This window comes from Streptomyces sp. YKOK-I1 (assembly GCF_054660435.1).
Genome location: NZ_BAAGDR010000001.1, coordinates 5,430,977 through 5,445,697 on the forward strand (window position 1 = coordinate 5,430,977; position 14,721 = coordinate 5,445,697).

Here is a 14,721-nt window from a genome sequence, read left to right on the forward strand (position 1 = left end):
CTGAGGTACTGATCGACAGGGGGAGGGACCATGCCCGGAACCGTGCTGCTGCTGGCGGCGTCGCCCGTGGGCAAGGGGTGTCTGGTGGACGCGGCGTCCGTCCTCCCCGTGCTCGCGGCCGTACCGCCGGCCGTGCTGGCCGGCACCGACACGGCCAACGTCGTCGAGCTGGCCGATCCGCTGGAGCCGCAGGCCGTGCTGACCCGGCTGCGGGCCGCCGCGGCGGCGGCCGGACCGCTGACCGTGTTCGTCACCGGGCAGCTCCAGCTCGACCGGCGCCAGCATCTGCCGCATCTCGCGCTCGCCCGGACGACGCCGTCCACCGTGCGCTACACCGGGTTCCCCTGGCACTGGTTCCGGGAGGAGCTGCGGCTGCGGGCGCCCGGCACGACGACCGTGATGGTCGATCTGCACGCCGACGCGGAGGCGTGGGGATGGCTGCGCGGGCATGCGCTGGACTGCGGGCCGACGGTCGCGGTGTACGGGAGGGTGGCGCCGCCGCCGGGGCGGCGGACGGTGGCCGCGCCGACGTACATGAAGGCGGTCGCGACGATCCTGCGCAGCGGGGGCCGTCCGGCGGTGGAGCAGTTGCATCAGTCGGCGTTGGGGAGGATCGCGGGGGAGGGGGAGGGGGAGGTGGGGGACTTGGTGCTGGGTGCCGCGGCACTCGTTTCTCAAGCTCCCCCGGAGAGGGGGCCCCGGGCTGAGCTGGTGGGTGACCCTCACGCCGCTATCTCGAGTGCCGTCCAGGCCGGGCGGCATGCCGATGCCGACGCGCTCGCCGCCCGCTGGCAGGAGGCGGCCGCCGCCGCGCACGGTGCGGGGTCCGAGGAGGCGTTGCACTGGGCCGAGGTGCGGGCCGATCTCGCGATGTTCGCGGGGGACGCCGAGCGCAGCTGCCGTACCTGGATGGCGGTCGCCGCCGCCCGGCTGGCCGCCGGGCAGACGGTCGACGCGCCCGCGGTCGAGGCGGCCGTGGACCGGGCGCACCACCAGTGGGGCCGGATAGCGGACACGGCACGCGCCCGCGATCTCGGCCCCGCCCTGGCGGACCTGCGCGCCCGCGTCCCGGGCCGCCGCGAGGGCGCCCTGGACCATGTCCAGCGTCAGCTGCGGCAGCTGGAGGTCAGCTCCACGCGTTGAAACAGGGTGTGCGCGGGAGCGGGCAAGGCCATCGGCATCGTCACCAGATGCGCTAGCGGTCCCCGGGCTGTTCCTGGGCCGTCGGCGGGGTCGGGGTCGCCCGGGCCGGGACGGCGTTGGCCGCGGTGATCAGGGTGGCGGCGGCCAGGACGGCGGCGGCGAGGGCCCTGGCGTAACGGTGTCCGTGGTGGGGGGATGTGGGTCCGGGCACGGCAACCTCACAACATCGGCGGACGACGGCTCATGACACTCATGTATTAAGCATGCTTAATTCGCCGTTTAACCTAGGGGCTGCGACACTCCAACGGCAAGAGGCTCAGGCGTAGTTGGGGGTAAACAGGACGTGGGCGAACGGGACGAACCGGAGGTCATCGGGCGGCGCGTGCAGCGGTTGCGCGTCGAACGCGGACTGACGCAAAGGCAGTTGGCGGAGCCGACGTACACACCCGCCTATGTGTCCACGCTGGAGGCCGGCCGGGTGCGGCCCTCCGACGAGGCGCTGCGGCACATCGCCGAGCGGCTCGGCGTGGACTTCCAGGAGCTGGCGACCGGGCGCTCCGCCCGCCTCGTCACCGATCTGCGGCTGCGTCTCACCGAGGCCCATCGGGCCCTCGCCACCGGCGCGGCGCAGGAGGCCGCCGCCCAGTACGCCGTCCTGCTCACCGAGGCCGAGGAGCACGGGCTCGCCGAGGAGCAGTCCGGCGCGCTGCTCGGACTCGGCGAGTGCGAGATCTCCACCGGCGACCTGGAGAAGGCCCGCCAGTACTTCGAGCGCGCCGAGGAATGCCTCGCCGACGCCCCGCTGCCGGTCCGCGTCCCCGCCCTGCGCGGACGCGCCGTCTCCCACTACCTCGCCGGTGAACTCCGTTACGCCGTCTACCTGCTGGAGTCCACCCTCGACGAGCTCAACCGGGGCGGACTGCACGATCCCGACGCGCTGCTGCTCCTCTACGCCTCCGTCATCGGCCCCTACATGGACATGGGCGCGCAGGCCCGCGCCGCCCAGGCCGCCGAGTTCGCCCTCGCGCTCGCGCCGCAGGTCGCCGACCCCGCGCTGGTCGCCCGGATGCACCGCTCGGTCGCCCGCACCCTCCTCGCCGAGGGCCGGCTCGCCGAGGCCGACGCCTCCCTCGCCAAGGCCGCCGAGCTCTACCGTCAGCTCCAGCTGCGCACCGAACTCGCCAACTGCCACTGGATGCGCGGATACGTCTACGCCCAGAACGGCGAACTGGAGCGCGCGGAGGAGGAGTTGAAGCAGGCGCAGGACATGCTCGCCGCCCAGGGCGCCGCCCTCTACGGCAGCCAGGTCGCCGTCGAGCTGGCCGACGTGCTGCACCGCCGGGGCCGCTCGCAGGAGGCCTCGGCCCTGCTCCACGACGTCCTCGGCGACCTCTCCTCCGAGCGCGGAGCCGTCCACTCGGCCGCCGCGCACCGTCTGCTCGGCATCATCGCCGAGGACGCCCGCGACACCGAGGCGGCGGAGGAGCACTACGTCCGGGCGCTGAGCCTGCTGGAGCGGGCGGGCGCCGCCGGTGACCTCGCCGATCTGTGCCGTCTGCTGGGGGATCTGCTGCGGCGCACGGGCCGGGTGGAGGCCGCCCTGGACGCGTACCGCACCGGCCTCGGCCACCGCACGGCCCCCGGCACCACCACCCTGGGCCCGGCCCCGGCCCAGCCCCCGCTGTAGCCGGGCCGCTCAGCCGGTGGGCGGCCGCCCGCCGAACTGCCAGTGGTGGACCTCGACGTCCGCGTACCGGCCCGCGTCCAGGACGGCGCGTGCCGTGTCCGCGTCCGGCGCCCGGACCAGTGCCGCCGTCCCCAGCCGGACGGTCCCGTCGTCGGACAGCAGCGGTCCGTAGGCGATCAGCTCGTCCCGGCACGGCGGCACGGTGTCATCGGCGGCCGCCCCGTCCGAGCCCAGGCCGAGCACCAGGAACCGGTCGCCACCGGTCCGCCCCCCGGGGAACTCCCACATCGTGCGCCCCAGCAGGTTCCGCCACCGCCGCAGCAGGACGTCCCGGTACACACCGGCCTGGTAGCCGGGCTCGTCGAAGGCGAACGCGCGGGCGGCCGCCGGGGTGTACAGGTCGACGATGTGCACACTGCCGGTGGGCACCCCGTCGGTGCCGGACATCGTCGGGCCCCGGGCGATCATCTCCGACGCGTACTTGTCCATGTACGACCAGTGCTGTTCGAGCAGCTCCTCGCGCAGGGGCAGCGAGCCGGGCCGGTCGCGGTGGTGACAGAAGAACTCCATGCCCGACAGTCTTTCGGGCCCGGCGGCGCCCAGTACACCGGAATTTCCCGGCCCGTCCGGAATCACAGGTTCCACCGAGGCGGGGCCCGGGTCCGGCACAGAACGCGTCGTTAGCGTCCGCCGGGTGTTGAGTCAGCGGGCGGTCGGCGACGGGGTGCGGGTCGTCGTGCGGGCGTTCGTGTACGCCGGGGTCGGCGGTGCCGCCGTCGTCGCCGTGGCGACCGTCGCCGCCGTGCTCGGGCCCACGCTCGCGCTCGATCTGTACACCCCGCCCGTGGCCGCCTGGTGGACCGTGTTCACCGCCGTCGCCGTCCAGGGGGTGCCGTTCCTGCTGCTCGGCACCGTCGTCTCCGCCGCGATCGGGGCCTTCGTGCCCGAGCGCGCCCTGAAACGCCTCCTCCCCCGCAACCCCGCCCTCGCCGTCCCCGTGGCCGGTGTCGCCGGCGCCGTGCTGCCGGGCTGCGAATGCGCCTCCGTCCCCGTGGCCGGGAGCCTGATGCGGCGCGGGGTCGCCCCTGCCGCCGCCCTCGCCTTCCTGCTCTCCGCCCCCGCGATCAACCCCGTCGTGCTCGTCGCCACCTCCCTCGCCTTCCCGGGGCAGCCCGCGATGGTCCTCGCCCGGCTGCTCGCCTCCCTCGGCACCGCCGTCGTCATGGGCTGGCTGTGGGCGCGGTTCGGGAAGGAGGAGTGGCTGCGACCGCCGGGACGCCCGGCGCCCCACGCCGGCGGGCCCCGTGCCTTCCTCCTCGGCCTCCGGCACGACTTCCTGCACGCCGGCGGCTTCCTCGTGCTGGGCGCCGCCGCCGCGGCCACCTTCAACATCGCCGTCCCCCGGTCCGTCCTCGACGTCTTCACCGGGTCCGGCTGGATCGCCGTGCCGCTGCTGGCCCTGCTCGCCGTCGTGCTGTGCGTGTGCAGCGAGGCCGACGCCTTCGTCGCCGCCTCCCTCAGCGCCTTCCCGGCCACCGCCCGGCTGGCGTTCATGGTGGTCGGCCCGATGGTGGACCTGAAGCTGCTCGCCCTCCAGGCCGGCACGTTCGGCCGCTCCTTCGCCGTCCGGTTCGCCTCCGCCACCTGGCTGGTGGCCGTCACGGCCAGTGTCCTGGTGGGGTGGTGGCTGCTGTGAGGCGTCATGGACCGACGGTCCTCCTCCTGCTCACCGGCGCGGCAGTCCTGCGCATCACCCTCTTCGGCGACCTCTATCTGCGCTATGTGCAGGCGGGCCTCAGGCCCTACCTGATCGTCTCGGGGGTCACGCTGGTGCTGCTGGGCCTGGTGACGGCCGTACTCCGCGACGAGCATGAACATGACGACGACAAGGACAAGGACAAGGACGAGGTCGAGGTCGAGGTCGAGGTCGAGGTCGACGTCGAGGAGGGGCACGGACATCGGCACGGGCCCCGCACCGCCTGGCTCCTCGTCCTTCCCGCCCTCGCCCTGCTCCTCTTCCCGCCCCCGGCCCTCGGCTCCTACAGCGCCGACCGCGAGGCCGCCCAGCGGGCCGCGCAGGGGGTCGGGACCTTTCCCGCGCTTCCGGACGGGGATCCCCTCAGCCTCACCGTCGCCGAGTTCAGCTCCCGCGCGATCTACGACAGCGGACGCTCCCTGAAGGGCCGTACCGTCCGGCTGACCGGCTTCGTCACCCGTGGCGACGACGGCGCCTGGTACGTCACCCGGCTCCTCGTCACCTGCTGCGCCGCCGACGCCACCACCGGCAAGGTCGAGATCCGGGGCGCCGACGACGACGCCCCGCCCACCGACACCTGGGTCACCGTCATCGGCACCTGGCACCCCAAGGGCACGCTGGGCTCCGACGCGGCCTGGCCGCCGGTGCTCGACGCGGCGGGCACGACCCGGGTGAAGCAGCCCGCGGATCCGTACGAGAAGCCGTAGAAGAGAAGCCGTGGAGGGGGGTCTGGCCGTGAGTCGTGGGTACCCGGCGGGCATGGGGAGCCGACCGACCGGCCCCTCGCCCGGAGGTGGTCGCTGTGTCCGACCGGGAGCGGGAGCGGATCGCGGCGGTCCTGGCCGACGCGGTACGCGGCGCCGCGCCGGGCGAAGTGCCCGAGCGGCTGTGCGCCGTGGCGGTGCGGCTGCTGCCGGTGAGCGGGGCGAGCGTGGCGCTGTGCGGCGAGGGGATCCCCGTGCCGCTGAGCGCGAGCAGCGCCCGGGCCGCGGAGCTGATGGAGATGCAGGCCACCCTGGGGGACGGCCCCTGTCTGTGGGCGGCCGAGACCGGTGCGCCCGTGTACGCCTCCGATCTGCGGGGCGGCCGGGACGCCGTGCGCTGGCCGGTCTTCGCCCAGCAGGCCGCGGCCGCCGGGGTGCGCGCGGTGTACGCGCTGCCGCTCGGCGACCGCACGGCCTGCCTGGGCACCCTCGACCTCTACCGTGACGTACCCGGTGAACTGGCCGGGGAGGAGGTGCGTACGGCACAGCTCGTGGCGGACGTGCTGACGGCGGCCCTGACGGCCCTGCCGCTCGGGGAGGACGACGGTCTGCGCCCGCCCGGCGAGGAGCCCTGGCTGAGTGCCCTCGCCACCGACCACGACGTCGTCCACCAGGCCGTCGGGATGGTCATGGCCCAGCTCGGCGTCGACGCGGACGACGCGCTGGCCCGCCTGCGGGCGCACGCCTTCGCACACGGCCGCACGGTCCTCGACGAGGGCCGTGCGGTGGTCGACCGCCGCACCCGCTTCGACGACCGCGACTGAGCCACGAGCCGGGACGTCGCCGCACCGGGGTGGGGAGGCCGACTGCGCCCGCGGGTCGGAGGCCGGTCGTGCCACCGGCTGGGACGTCGGTCGTGCCGTTGGTCGTGCAGCCGGTTGTGTCGCCGGTCGGGACTGCGCTGTGCCGTCGGTTGTGTCGCCGGTCGGGATCGCGCTGTGCCACCAGCCGTGCCGTCGGTCGTGTCGCCAGTGGGGACCGCGCTGTGTCGTCGGTCGGGGACGCGATGTCGGGGTCGGCGTGTGTCAGACCTGGGCGCGGCCCTGCTTGCGTACGTCCGCCAGTCGTCGTACGCCGAGCTGTACCGCCGCCTGGGTCGCCTCGTTCGGTACGTCGCCCAGGCCGCCGTTGGTCAGGGCGAACCCGTCCTCGCCCGCCCGGACGGCGGCCACGTCCAGCGCGAGGGCGGTCGGCTCACCGTCGGCGTTGTCCTCGGCGGTTCCCCAGAGGGTCAGCGTCACCCGCAGTCCCTGCCTGGCGTCCCCCACCTCCGGCAGCGGCAGGTCGGTCACCTGGACGTCCTCCACCGTGTCCTTCCCCGCCGTGGCCGTGAACCGGGCGCACTTCTGCGGCAGTTCCCTGAGCCAGGCCAGCGTCCGGTCCATGTCCGCCGTGCTCCGCCCGGTGAGCTGGTAGCGCAACTGGGCGGCGGCATCGGGGTCGTCGAGCCCGACGACCGCGCGGGCGGGGGCGCCGAACAGCTCGTCGGTGTAGAGGGCGTCGAGGAGCTTCTGGCACTCGGCGACCGGTGTGCTCGCCTTCAGCAGCCCGTCCCGCCAGGTCGCCGCGCCCCCGGTCGGGAGCCAGGGCCCGCCGAGGTCCTCGGCGGTGATGAGGGCCGCCTGCGCCTGGCTGTCACTGAGGACGCGCGGGGCGGCCGACGCGGCGGGCTTGCTGGTGGAGGCCTGGACGGTCGGTTCGGCGGGGGCGGCCGTCGGCGGGTGCTCCAGGCCGAGGGCGGCGCACCCGGTGACGGTCGTGAGCAGCAGCGAGGAGGCGAGGAGCGCGCGGCGTTTCATATGGGGGTGCCTCCTGACGTGGGGATACGTGCCTCCTCCCACGGCAGCACCGCCGGTGCGGACCGACCAGCGCGGCGGGCCGTACGGGTTACGGGCGTTGCTGCGCGCGGTGGAAAACCGGCCGCCGGAAAACCGTTCGTCGCCGAGGGGACCCCGTCGCTAGGGTCGCCGTATGCAGCGCGCCCAGCCGTCCCGCACGACGACGCCGGACACCGTCCCGGCGCGCTGATCCGATGCATGGATGACCGAAGCCCCGGGGCGAGCGCTCCGGGGCTTCGTCGTGTCCCGGTCCGCCCCGCCCCCCTCACCAGGGAGACCCGGATGCCCGACCACCGCCGCCTCGGCCGCGAACTCGACCTCTTCGACACCGACCCCCTGATGGGCGCGGGCCTGCCGTACTGGCTGCCGGACGGCGCGATCGTGCGGCACGCCCTGGAGGAGTACGTCCGGGAGGCGGAGCGCGCGGCCGGCTACCGGCACGTGTACTCGCCGGTGCTCGGCAAACGCGAGCTGTACGAGATCTCGGGCCACTGGGACCACTACGGCGAGGACATGTTCCCGCCCATGGACCTCGGCGCGGAACAGATGCTGCTGCGCCCCAGCCTCTGCCCCCACCACGCCCTGATCTACCGCTCCCGCTCCCACAGCTACCGTGAACTTCCGCTCCGCATCGCCGAGTTGGGCGGCATGTACCGCTCCGAGCTGTCGGGGGTGCTGGGCGGTCTCACCCGGGTGCGGGCCATCCAGCTCAACGACGCGCACATCTTCTGCACCCCGGAGCAGGCCGTGGACGAGGCCCGCGCGGCCCTCGGGCTGATCGGGCGGGCCTACGCCGACCTCGGTATCAGCGCCTCCCGGTACCGGCTCTCCCTGCCGGGCGCGGGCGGCAAGTACGTGGCCGACCCCGGGCTGTGGACCCGCGCGACCGCTCTGCTGCGGGAGGTGCTGGACGGTTCGGGGACCGCGTACGAGGAGGCCGAGGGCGAGGCGGCCTTCTACGGTCCGAAGATCGACGTGCAGATCGCGGACCGCGCGGGCCGGGAGGCGACCCTGTCCACCGTGCAGATCGACTTCCACCAGCCCGCCCGCTTCGCTCTGCACTACACCGGCGCCGACGGGGCGAAGCACCGGCCGGTGATGGTGCACCGCAGCGTGATCGGCAGCGTGGAGCGGGCGGTGGCGCAGCTGATCGAGGAGCACGGCGGGGCCTTCCCGGCCTGGCTGGCGCCGCTCCAGCTGGCCGTGCTGCCGGTGTCGGAGGCGCAGCAGGGGGCCGCGGCCGAGCTGGTGCGGCGGGCGTCGGCGGCGGGGCTGCGCGCGGACGCGGTCTGCGAGGGCACTCTGGGGGCGCGGATCCGGGCGGCGCGGCGGGTGCCGTACCTCGCGGTGATCGGGGAGCGGGAGGCGAGCGGCGGGCTGGCCGCCGTACGGCTGCGGGACGGCCGCCGCCCTGGCGCGCTGCCCGTGGCCGAGCTGGTCCGGCGGATCGGGGAGCGGGTGGCGGCGCGGGGAGGGGAGCTGTGGGACTGAGCAGGTACCGGGCGGGTCCGCATAGGGTCGGCGGTGACCGAGTTGGTTCGGAAGGATCCGAAGGAGTCGCCGGATGACCGATCGCGATCAGCAGCCCCTCCCCGTGATCATCGACTGCGACACGGGGGTCGACGACGCCCTCGCCCTGCTGTTCGCCGTACGGCATCCGGGGCTGGACCTGCGGGCGGTGACCTGTGTCGCCGGGAACACGGATGTCGACGGCGTGGTCCGCAACACCCTGACGGTGCTGGACGTGGCGGGCGCCGGGGACGTCCCGGTGGCCCGGGGCGCCGAGCGGCCGCTGATCGAGCCCGCCCGCTCCGCGACCGTGCACGGCAAGGACGGCATGGGCGACATCGCCGGCCTGCCCGCCCCGGCCCGCCGGCCCGTCGACGTGGACGCGGTGACCCTGCTGCGCCGCGAGATCCTCGCCTCGCCCCGCCCGGTCACGCTGATCCCCACCGCGCCCCTGACGAACATCGCGCTGCTGCTGCGCACCCACCCCGAGGCGACCCGGAACCTGGAGCGGATCGTGTTCATGGGCGGCGCGGTCGCCGCCGGGAACGCCACCCCGGTCGCGGAGTTCAACGTGTGGCACGACCCGGAGGCGGCCGCGATCCTGCTGACGGCCGGGGTCCCGATCACGATGTACGGGCTCGATGTGTTCCAGCGGGTGGTGGTCCCGGGGGAGGACGTACGGCGGCTGCGCGCGAGCGCGGAACCGGGCACGCGCCTCGCCGGCGACCTGCTCGCCCACCGCCCCTCCGCGCCGGAGGCCGACGCCGACGAGTCGGCCGGGGGCCTCGGTGACGCGGGCGCGGTCTGCGCCGTGGCGGACCCGGCCGGTCTCACCACCCGCCCGCTCCCCGTGGAGGTCTCCCTCGCCCCGGGCCCGACCCGCGGCCAGACGATCGTCGACCGCCGCCCCCGCCACGGCGAGTCCGAGACCCACCACGGCGTACGGGAACAGGCCCTGGTGGATGTGGGGTTGGACGTGGACGTCGAGCGGTACACACGGCTGTATCTGGAGACCGTGGAGCGGGACTTTCGCACTGCGCTTTAGGCGCGGGCGAGGGCGGCGAGGTCGGGGAGCAGCGCCGCCAGTTCCTCCAGCAGGGTCCCCATGTCCACCACGTCGGGCATGGGGTAGAGGAAGCACACCCCGTCCTCGCGGACCGAGACCGCCGGTGCGGCGAACCGCACCAGGCGCTGCGGCAGATCAGAACCGTAGAACCGCTGGACCGTCCCTTCGTAGTCCGTGCTCATCGGCTGGTACGGCAGATCCTTGGCGAAGGAGAGCGCGATTTCGGCCGCGCTCCAGTGGCGCTCCAGACGCAGATCCGGTCCGCCGCTCCCGTCGAAGTACACGATCAGCCAGTGCCGCATGTCCCTGCGCCCGACCGGTTCCCAGCGCCTGGCGACGGTGACTTCGTGGGAGCCGAGCGGGCCGGTCGCCCCGCTGCCGGGGACTGTCCGCAACAGCCAGGGGAAGTGGCCCGCGAACATGGCCCACTGCTCTCCGTCCGGGCCCCGCTCGACCCGGCTCCAGCCGGGACGGCCGGCCAGCACACGCATCGCACGATCCGCCTTGTTCGCCCGGCGCGCGGTGCGGACCGCGAGGGTCCCGCCGATGACGAACGGCGCCAGGAGGATGACCGACCACATGATCCAGGGAAACATCGGAACATCCTCGCCCGGGCGGTCGCGGCGGCACATCGGGGAAACCACGTAGAACGCCACGCAGACGCACGTCCGCCCCGGCTCCTTGAAGGTGCCGGGGCGGACGTACCGGAGAAGCCGGAGAGAGCCGGCGTCAGGCGCGGGTCGCCTTGCGGCGGCGGGTGGCCACCACGATCGCGGCGCCGCCGGCCAGGAGCGCGGCGGCTCCGCCCGCGACGAGCGGGGTGTTGCTGCTGGCGCCGGTCTCGGCGAGGTCGCCGCCACCACCGGTGCTGCCGCCCGTGGCCGGGGTGCTGCTCGACTCGGAGGCGGACGGGGTCGGCGTGGCCGACTCGGTCGACGTGGACTCCGAGGCGGAGGGCGAGGGCGACGCGCTCTCGGACGACTCGTCCGAGGGGGTCGACTCGGACGCCGACGGCGACGGCGAGGAGTCGCCGCCTCCGGCCGGGGCCGACGGGGAGGACGGGGGCTGCTCGGTGGTCGTGCAGTCCTTCGTGCCGCCGTTCCAGGCCGCGATCAGCTTGTCCTTGATGACCGGGCGGTCCGGGCCCTTGGGCAGGTTGCCGTGCTCGAAGCCGTCCTGCGCGTCGAGCTTGCCGTCGAACTTCACCGCGCCGCGGTAGAGGTCGATCTGGGCGTAGCAGCCCGCGTCGGGGACGGCGATGTCGAGGGTGTCGGTCTGGCCGGGCTTGACCGTCACGGTGTCGAAGTCGACGAAGACCTGCTCACCGGAGGTGCCGAAGGTGGCGCCGTGGGCGAGGTAGGAGGCCAGGGAGGCGGTGCAGGTGCTCGCGTCGCCCGCCGTGCGGACGGAGATGTGGACCTTGCCGTCCTGGGTCGGCTTGAGGTTCTGGTCGTCGACGCGCACCGAGTCGAAGAAGTTCTTGCCGTCGAGCGAGAACTGGCAGCGGTCGGTCCCCGTCTCGGTGCCCGCGCCGGTGCCGGGCTGGTAGTGCCCGCCGGACTTCCAGCCGTCGCCGCCGGGGCCGGAGGTGGCGAAGGCGCCGGAGGCGGCGGCCACGGAGGCGGCGCAGAGGGTGAGCGTGGCGGCGCCCGTCCCCAGCAGGCGGCGCACGGTGACACGTCTCGCTATGGACATGTGTATCCATTTCTTGGCGAATGCCAGGGCTGATTGGTCAGATCAGGAGAAACACGGGGCCCTCGGGTCACAGGCGCCACAGTGTCCGCCCATCGTCGTTCGCCTGCCAGATGGCTGTCAACCTGGGATAAACCCTGGGCAGTTCAAGTTTCCATCACGACTTCATCACGTGTGGAACGTTCCCCTCCGAACCGCCCGGCGGCACGGGGCCGAACCCCCTGCCGCCGGACACCACGGTGTGGCCTGCCTAGCCTCCCGTGCCCGCGTTCGCGGCGGCGCCGGCGGTGGAGTTGGCCGCGCCGCCCGCGATGCCGTCGATGTCCACCGGGGTGGACGTGGCGTTCGGCGGCGGGGTGAGGACGACCTGGGGCGCGCCCGCGGCCGGGGCGGGCGGGGTCAGGTCCGTCTTGGGCAGCTTGGGCGCGGTGGTCTGCTGGAAGATCGTCGAGTCGAAGTCGACCAGACCGGTCTTCTCCATCACCGTGATGTGGTCCAGGACGGTGTCGTTGGCCTGGTCGGCCAGGGCGCGCACCAGGGAGTTCTTCGTCGTCGACCGGATCTTCGCCACGGTGTTGAAGATGGAACCGTGCGTCATGCGCAGGATGTTGGCGAAGTCGGTGTCGAACTGCGCACCGGACTCACCCTTCAGCTGCGTCACGAAGCCCTCCTGCTGGGGGCTCGCCACGTTGGGGATCGTGATGTTCAGCATCGGCGCGATCTTGCGGCAGGTGGTGTCGAGGGCGGCGTGGCCGTCGACGAGGTGCTCACTCGCGGTGAGTACGGCCTTGCTCGTCCCCTTCTGCAGACCGATCTGGCCCAGCGGGTACTCCCACAGACCGGCGGCCCGTACCTTCACCACGAAGTCACGGTCGCCCTCGGTCAGCGGGCCCCACTGGGTGTTCGCGATGACTCTGTCGGTGGATGTCGACACCGTGTCCAGCCCCAGCATCGAGGGGTAGGCCAGGGCGCCGAGAGTCAGTGTCAGGGCGCCACCCACGAAGAGAGTTCCCATCGCGTTCCGCGAGAGTTGCACCGTTCCTCCTGCCCGGTCGGGGGTCCGCCGACGGTAGGACTCCGGCGGGGGGTCGGACGCACTGGAGTACGCACGAAGAGCCGCCGCGACTCTATGGGGTTCGTAAAATCTTTGCGGCTGTATGAGTTCCCATCAAAAACTGACGTCTGAACTGGGTCTTCGCGAGGGGGAGTCGATGCGAGCGAACGTCGTCGGGATCACGTACTACCCGGTGAAAGGGTGCGCGGGGGTCGAGCTCACCAGGGCCGTGGTGACCCCCGAGGGACTGCTCGGCGACCGTGCCTGGGCGGTCGTGGACGACCGGGGCGACCCGCGCTGGCAGGGCGCGGACCCCCGGCTCGCGGTGATCGCCCCAAAGGTGCGGGACGGCGGGCTGACGCTCCGGGCGCCGGACACCGAGCCGCTCACGGTGACGGGTCCCGGCCCCGAGGCGGACGCCTGGCTGACCCGGTTCCTGGGCCGCCCGAGCCGGCTGGTCCGCGCCCGCGCCGGGAACGACTCCCGGCTGCACGTCCTCTCCCGCGCCAGCCTCGACGCCCTCAACCGGCGCATCGCCGCCCGTGGCGCCGCCCCGCTGCCCGTGACCCGGTTCCGCCCCAACCTCGTCGTCGACGGCTGGACCACCCCCCACACCGAGGACGACACCCCCGGTCTCGCCGTGGCCGGCACCGAACTGGCCTTCACCGAACTCACGGTCCGCTGCGCCGTCACCCTGGTCGACCAGTCCACCGGCCGCCGCGCGGGCCCCGAGCCGCTGCGCACCCTCGCCGACTACCGCCGGGCGGACGGCGGCGGGGTCGTCTTCGGCGCGTACTTCGCGGTACGGCGCCCGGGCCGGGTGGCCCTCGGCGACGAGGTGACACCGACCGCCTGAGCACACCACCCCTGCACCCGTACGGCCCTCCCCACCCGCCCTCCGCACCGCCCACCGGTTCGAATGGACACATGACCCCCGACGACCACGAGCCACAGAACCGCGCCGGACCGGAGAACCGGGACAGGCGGGAGAACCGGGCGCCGGAGCCCCGTGAGCGGGGAGGCCGTGAGGTGGGGTCCCGTGAGCCGGAGTCCCGCGCACCGGAGTCCCGTGGGCCGGGGAATCGCGCGCCCGCTCCCTTCTCCACGGACGTGTACGCCGAGCGTCTGCGGCGGGCCGCAGGGGAGGCCGCCGCCGCCCGGCTCACCGGGGTGCTCGTGACGCCCGGGCCCGATCTGGGACGGCTGTGCGGGCACCGGCCGGGCACCGCCCCGGACCGGCTCACGCTGCTCGTGCTCACCCCGGAGGCCGAGCCCCGTCTGCTGCTCCCGGCCCGGGACCTCGCGGACGCCTCCGCGGGCCCCGCCCCCGGCACCGTCCGGCTCACCGCCTGGGCCGACGGCCAGGACCCGTACGCCGCCGCGGCCGGACGGCTCCTCCCGCACGGCCACTACGGCATCAGCGACGCCACCTGGTCCGTCCACCTCCTCGGCCTGGAGGAGGCCCTGCCCCTGACCACCTACCGGCCGCTGTCCACCGCCCTCCCCCTGCTCCGCGCGGTCAAGGACGAGCAGGAGACGGCCCGTCTCGCCGCCGCGGCCACCGCCGCGGACGCCGCGTACGAGGCCGTTCTCGCCCTGCGGTTCGGCGGCCGCCGTGAGTCCGAGCTGGCCGCCGACCTCGCGGGCCTCCTGCGCGCCCACGGCCACGACCGCGTCGACCGGGCCCGGGTCGCCGCCGCGGGCCATGGCGCGGACCCGGACCACCGGCCCGGCGACCACCGGATCGAACCCGGCGACACGGTCGTCCTGGACCTCGGCGGCCGCCGCGACGGCTACGCCTCCGCCCTCACCCGCACGGTCCACGTGGGACCACCGCCGGACCGGCTGCGCAGACTGCACGAGATCGTCCGCACGGCCCGGGAGGCGGCCCTGGCGGCGATGCTCCCCGGGGTGCCGTGTGCGGAGCCCGACCGGGCGGCCCGCGCGGTGCTCGCCGACGCCGGGCACGGTGGCGACGCCCTCCCGGCCACCGGTCACGGCCTCGGCGTCACCCCGTACGAGCCGCCGTATCTCGCCCCGGGCGGCGCCGCGCTGCTCACGCCCGGCATGTGCGTCCAGGTCGCGGCGGGTGTCCTGCTGCCGGGCCGGCTCGGGGTGCGGCTCGGGGACACCGTGGTGTGCACGGCGGCGGGCGTCCGCCGGCTGGCCGGCGCCGACCCCGCCCTCGCGGAGGTCGTCTGACGCCCGCACC

The 14,721-nt window shown here is 74.2% G+C and carries 15 protein-coding genes; 9 read left to right on the forward strand and 6 right to left on the reverse strand.

Going from position 1 to position 14,721, the window contains the following annotated elements:
* Positions 1 to 30 precede the first annotated feature (30 nt).
* Positions 31 to 1,143 (forward strand): hypothetical protein, encoded by a 1,113-nt coding sequence (locus ACYQ8Q_RS24140; RefSeq protein WP_460067804.1) that lies wholly within the window; start codon positions 31 to 33, stop codon positions 1,141 to 1,143.
* A gap of 52 nt (positions 1,144 to 1,195) precedes the next feature.
* Here ACYQ8Q_RS24140 and ACYQ8Q_RS24145 read toward each other — a convergent pair whose 3' ends face one another.
* On the reverse strand, positions 1,196 to 1,354 hold the full coding sequence (locus ACYQ8Q_RS24145; RefSeq protein ID WP_460067805.1) for a hypothetical protein: 159 nt from the start codon (positions 1,352 to 1,354) through the stop codon (positions 1,196 to 1,198).
* A gap of 132 nt (positions 1,355 to 1,486) precedes the next feature.
* Between ACYQ8Q_RS24145 and ACYQ8Q_RS24150 the strand changes: the two genes are divergently transcribed.
* Positions 1,487 to 2,830, forward strand: a complete 1,344-nt coding sequence (locus tag ACYQ8Q_RS24150; RefSeq protein ID WP_460067806.1) for a helix-turn-helix domain-containing protein — start codon at positions 1,487 to 1,489, stop codon at positions 2,828 to 2,830.
* A 9-nt stretch (positions 2,831 to 2,839) separates the two neighbouring features.
* On the opposite strand, the gene ACYQ8Q_RS24155 is transcribed toward ACYQ8Q_RS24150, so the two are convergent.
* Positions 2,840 to 3,400 (reverse strand): YciI family protein, encoded by a 561-nt coding sequence (locus ACYQ8Q_RS24155; RefSeq protein ID WP_460067807.1) that lies wholly within the window; start codon positions 3,398 to 3,400, stop codon positions 2,840 to 2,842.
* 124 nt (positions 3,401 to 3,524) lie between these two features.
* Here ACYQ8Q_RS24155 and ACYQ8Q_RS24160 point away from each other — a divergent pair, with 124 nt between their 5' ends.
* The 3 genes from ACYQ8Q_RS24160 to ACYQ8Q_RS24170 all read left to right on the forward strand — a co-directional run bounded on the left by ACYQ8Q_RS24160 (position 3,525) and on the right by ACYQ8Q_RS24170 (position 6,114).
* Positions 3,525 to 4,526 carry a permease gene (locus tag ACYQ8Q_RS24160; RefSeq protein ID WP_460067808.1) on the forward strand — a complete coding sequence of 334 codons (1,002 nt, stop codon included), beginning with the start codon at positions 3,525 to 3,527 and terminating at the stop codon, positions 4,524 to 4,526.
* Positions 4,523 to 5,293, forward strand: coding sequence for a TIGR03943 family putative permease subunit (locus ACYQ8Q_RS24165; RefSeq protein WP_460067809.1), 771 nt, complete (start codon positions 4,523 to 4,525; stop codon positions 5,291 to 5,293). Before ACYQ8Q_RS24160 ends, ACYQ8Q_RS24165 begins: the two co-directional genes overlap by 4 nt.
* A 95-nt stretch (positions 5,294 to 5,388) precedes the next feature.
* Positions 5,389 to 6,114 (forward strand): GAF and ANTAR domain-containing protein, encoded by a 726-nt coding sequence (locus tag ACYQ8Q_RS24170; RefSeq protein ID WP_460067810.1) that lies wholly within the window; start codon positions 5,389 to 5,391, stop codon positions 6,112 to 6,114.
* A 261-nt stretch (positions 6,115 to 6,375) separates the two neighbouring features.
* On the opposite strand, the gene ACYQ8Q_RS24175 is transcribed toward ACYQ8Q_RS24170, so the two are convergent.
* A complete protein-coding gene (locus ACYQ8Q_RS24175) occupies positions 6,376 to 7,149 on the reverse strand; it encodes a hypothetical protein (RefSeq protein WP_460067811.1) in 774 nt (257 codons plus the stop codon).
* 321 nt (positions 7,150 to 7,470) lie between these two features.
* On the opposite strand from ACYQ8Q_RS24175, the gene thrS reads away from it, so the two are divergent.
* Positions 7,471 to 8,679 carry a threonine--tRNA ligase gene (gene thrS, locus ACYQ8Q_RS24180; RefSeq protein WP_460067812.1) on the forward strand — a complete coding sequence of 403 codons (1,209 nt, stop codon included), beginning with the start codon at positions 7,471 to 7,473 and terminating at the stop codon, positions 8,677 to 8,679.
* A 73-nt stretch (positions 8,680 to 8,752) separates the two neighbouring features.
* Positions 8,753 to 9,742, forward strand: a complete 990-nt coding sequence (locus tag ACYQ8Q_RS24185; RefSeq protein ID WP_460067813.1) for a nucleoside hydrolase — start codon at positions 8,753 to 8,755, stop codon at positions 9,740 to 9,742.
* On the opposite strand, the gene ACYQ8Q_RS24190 is transcribed toward ACYQ8Q_RS24185, so the two are convergent.
* The 3 genes from ACYQ8Q_RS24190 to ACYQ8Q_RS24200 form a co-directional block, all read right to left on the reverse strand.
* Positions 9,739 to 10,359 (reverse strand): hypothetical protein, encoded by a 621-nt coding sequence (locus tag ACYQ8Q_RS24190; RefSeq protein WP_460067814.1) that lies wholly within the window; start codon positions 10,357 to 10,359, stop codon positions 9,739 to 9,741. The genes ACYQ8Q_RS24185 and ACYQ8Q_RS24190 overlap by 4 nt on opposite strands.
* Positions 10,360 to 10,492: 133 nt before the next feature.
* A complete protein-coding gene (locus tag ACYQ8Q_RS24195) occupies positions 10,493 to 11,458 on the reverse strand; it encodes an LAETG motif-containing sortase-dependent surface protein (RefSeq protein ID WP_460067815.1) in 966 nt (321 codons plus the stop codon).
* A 247-nt stretch (positions 11,459 to 11,705) separates the two neighbouring features.
* Positions 11,706 to 12,470, reverse strand: a complete 765-nt coding sequence (locus ACYQ8Q_RS24200) for a DUF4142 domain-containing protein (protein ID WP_460073466.1) — start codon at positions 12,468 to 12,470, stop codon at positions 11,706 to 11,708.
* Between the two features lie 196 nt (positions 12,471 to 12,666).
* Between ACYQ8Q_RS24200 and ACYQ8Q_RS24205 the strand changes: the two genes are divergently transcribed.
* Both ACYQ8Q_RS24205 and ACYQ8Q_RS24210 read left to right on the forward strand, forming a co-directional pair.
* Positions 12,667 to 13,365 (forward strand): MOSC domain-containing protein, encoded by a 699-nt coding sequence (locus ACYQ8Q_RS24205; RefSeq protein WP_460067817.1) that lies wholly within the window; start codon positions 12,667 to 12,669, stop codon positions 13,363 to 13,365.
* Between the two features lie 71 nt (positions 13,366 to 13,436).
* Entirely contained in the window at positions 13,437 to 14,711 is a 1,275-nt protein-coding gene (locus ACYQ8Q_RS24210; protein ID WP_460067819.1) for a M24 family metallopeptidase, read from the forward strand.
* The last annotated feature ends 10 nt before the right edge of the window (positions 14,712 to 14,721 follow it).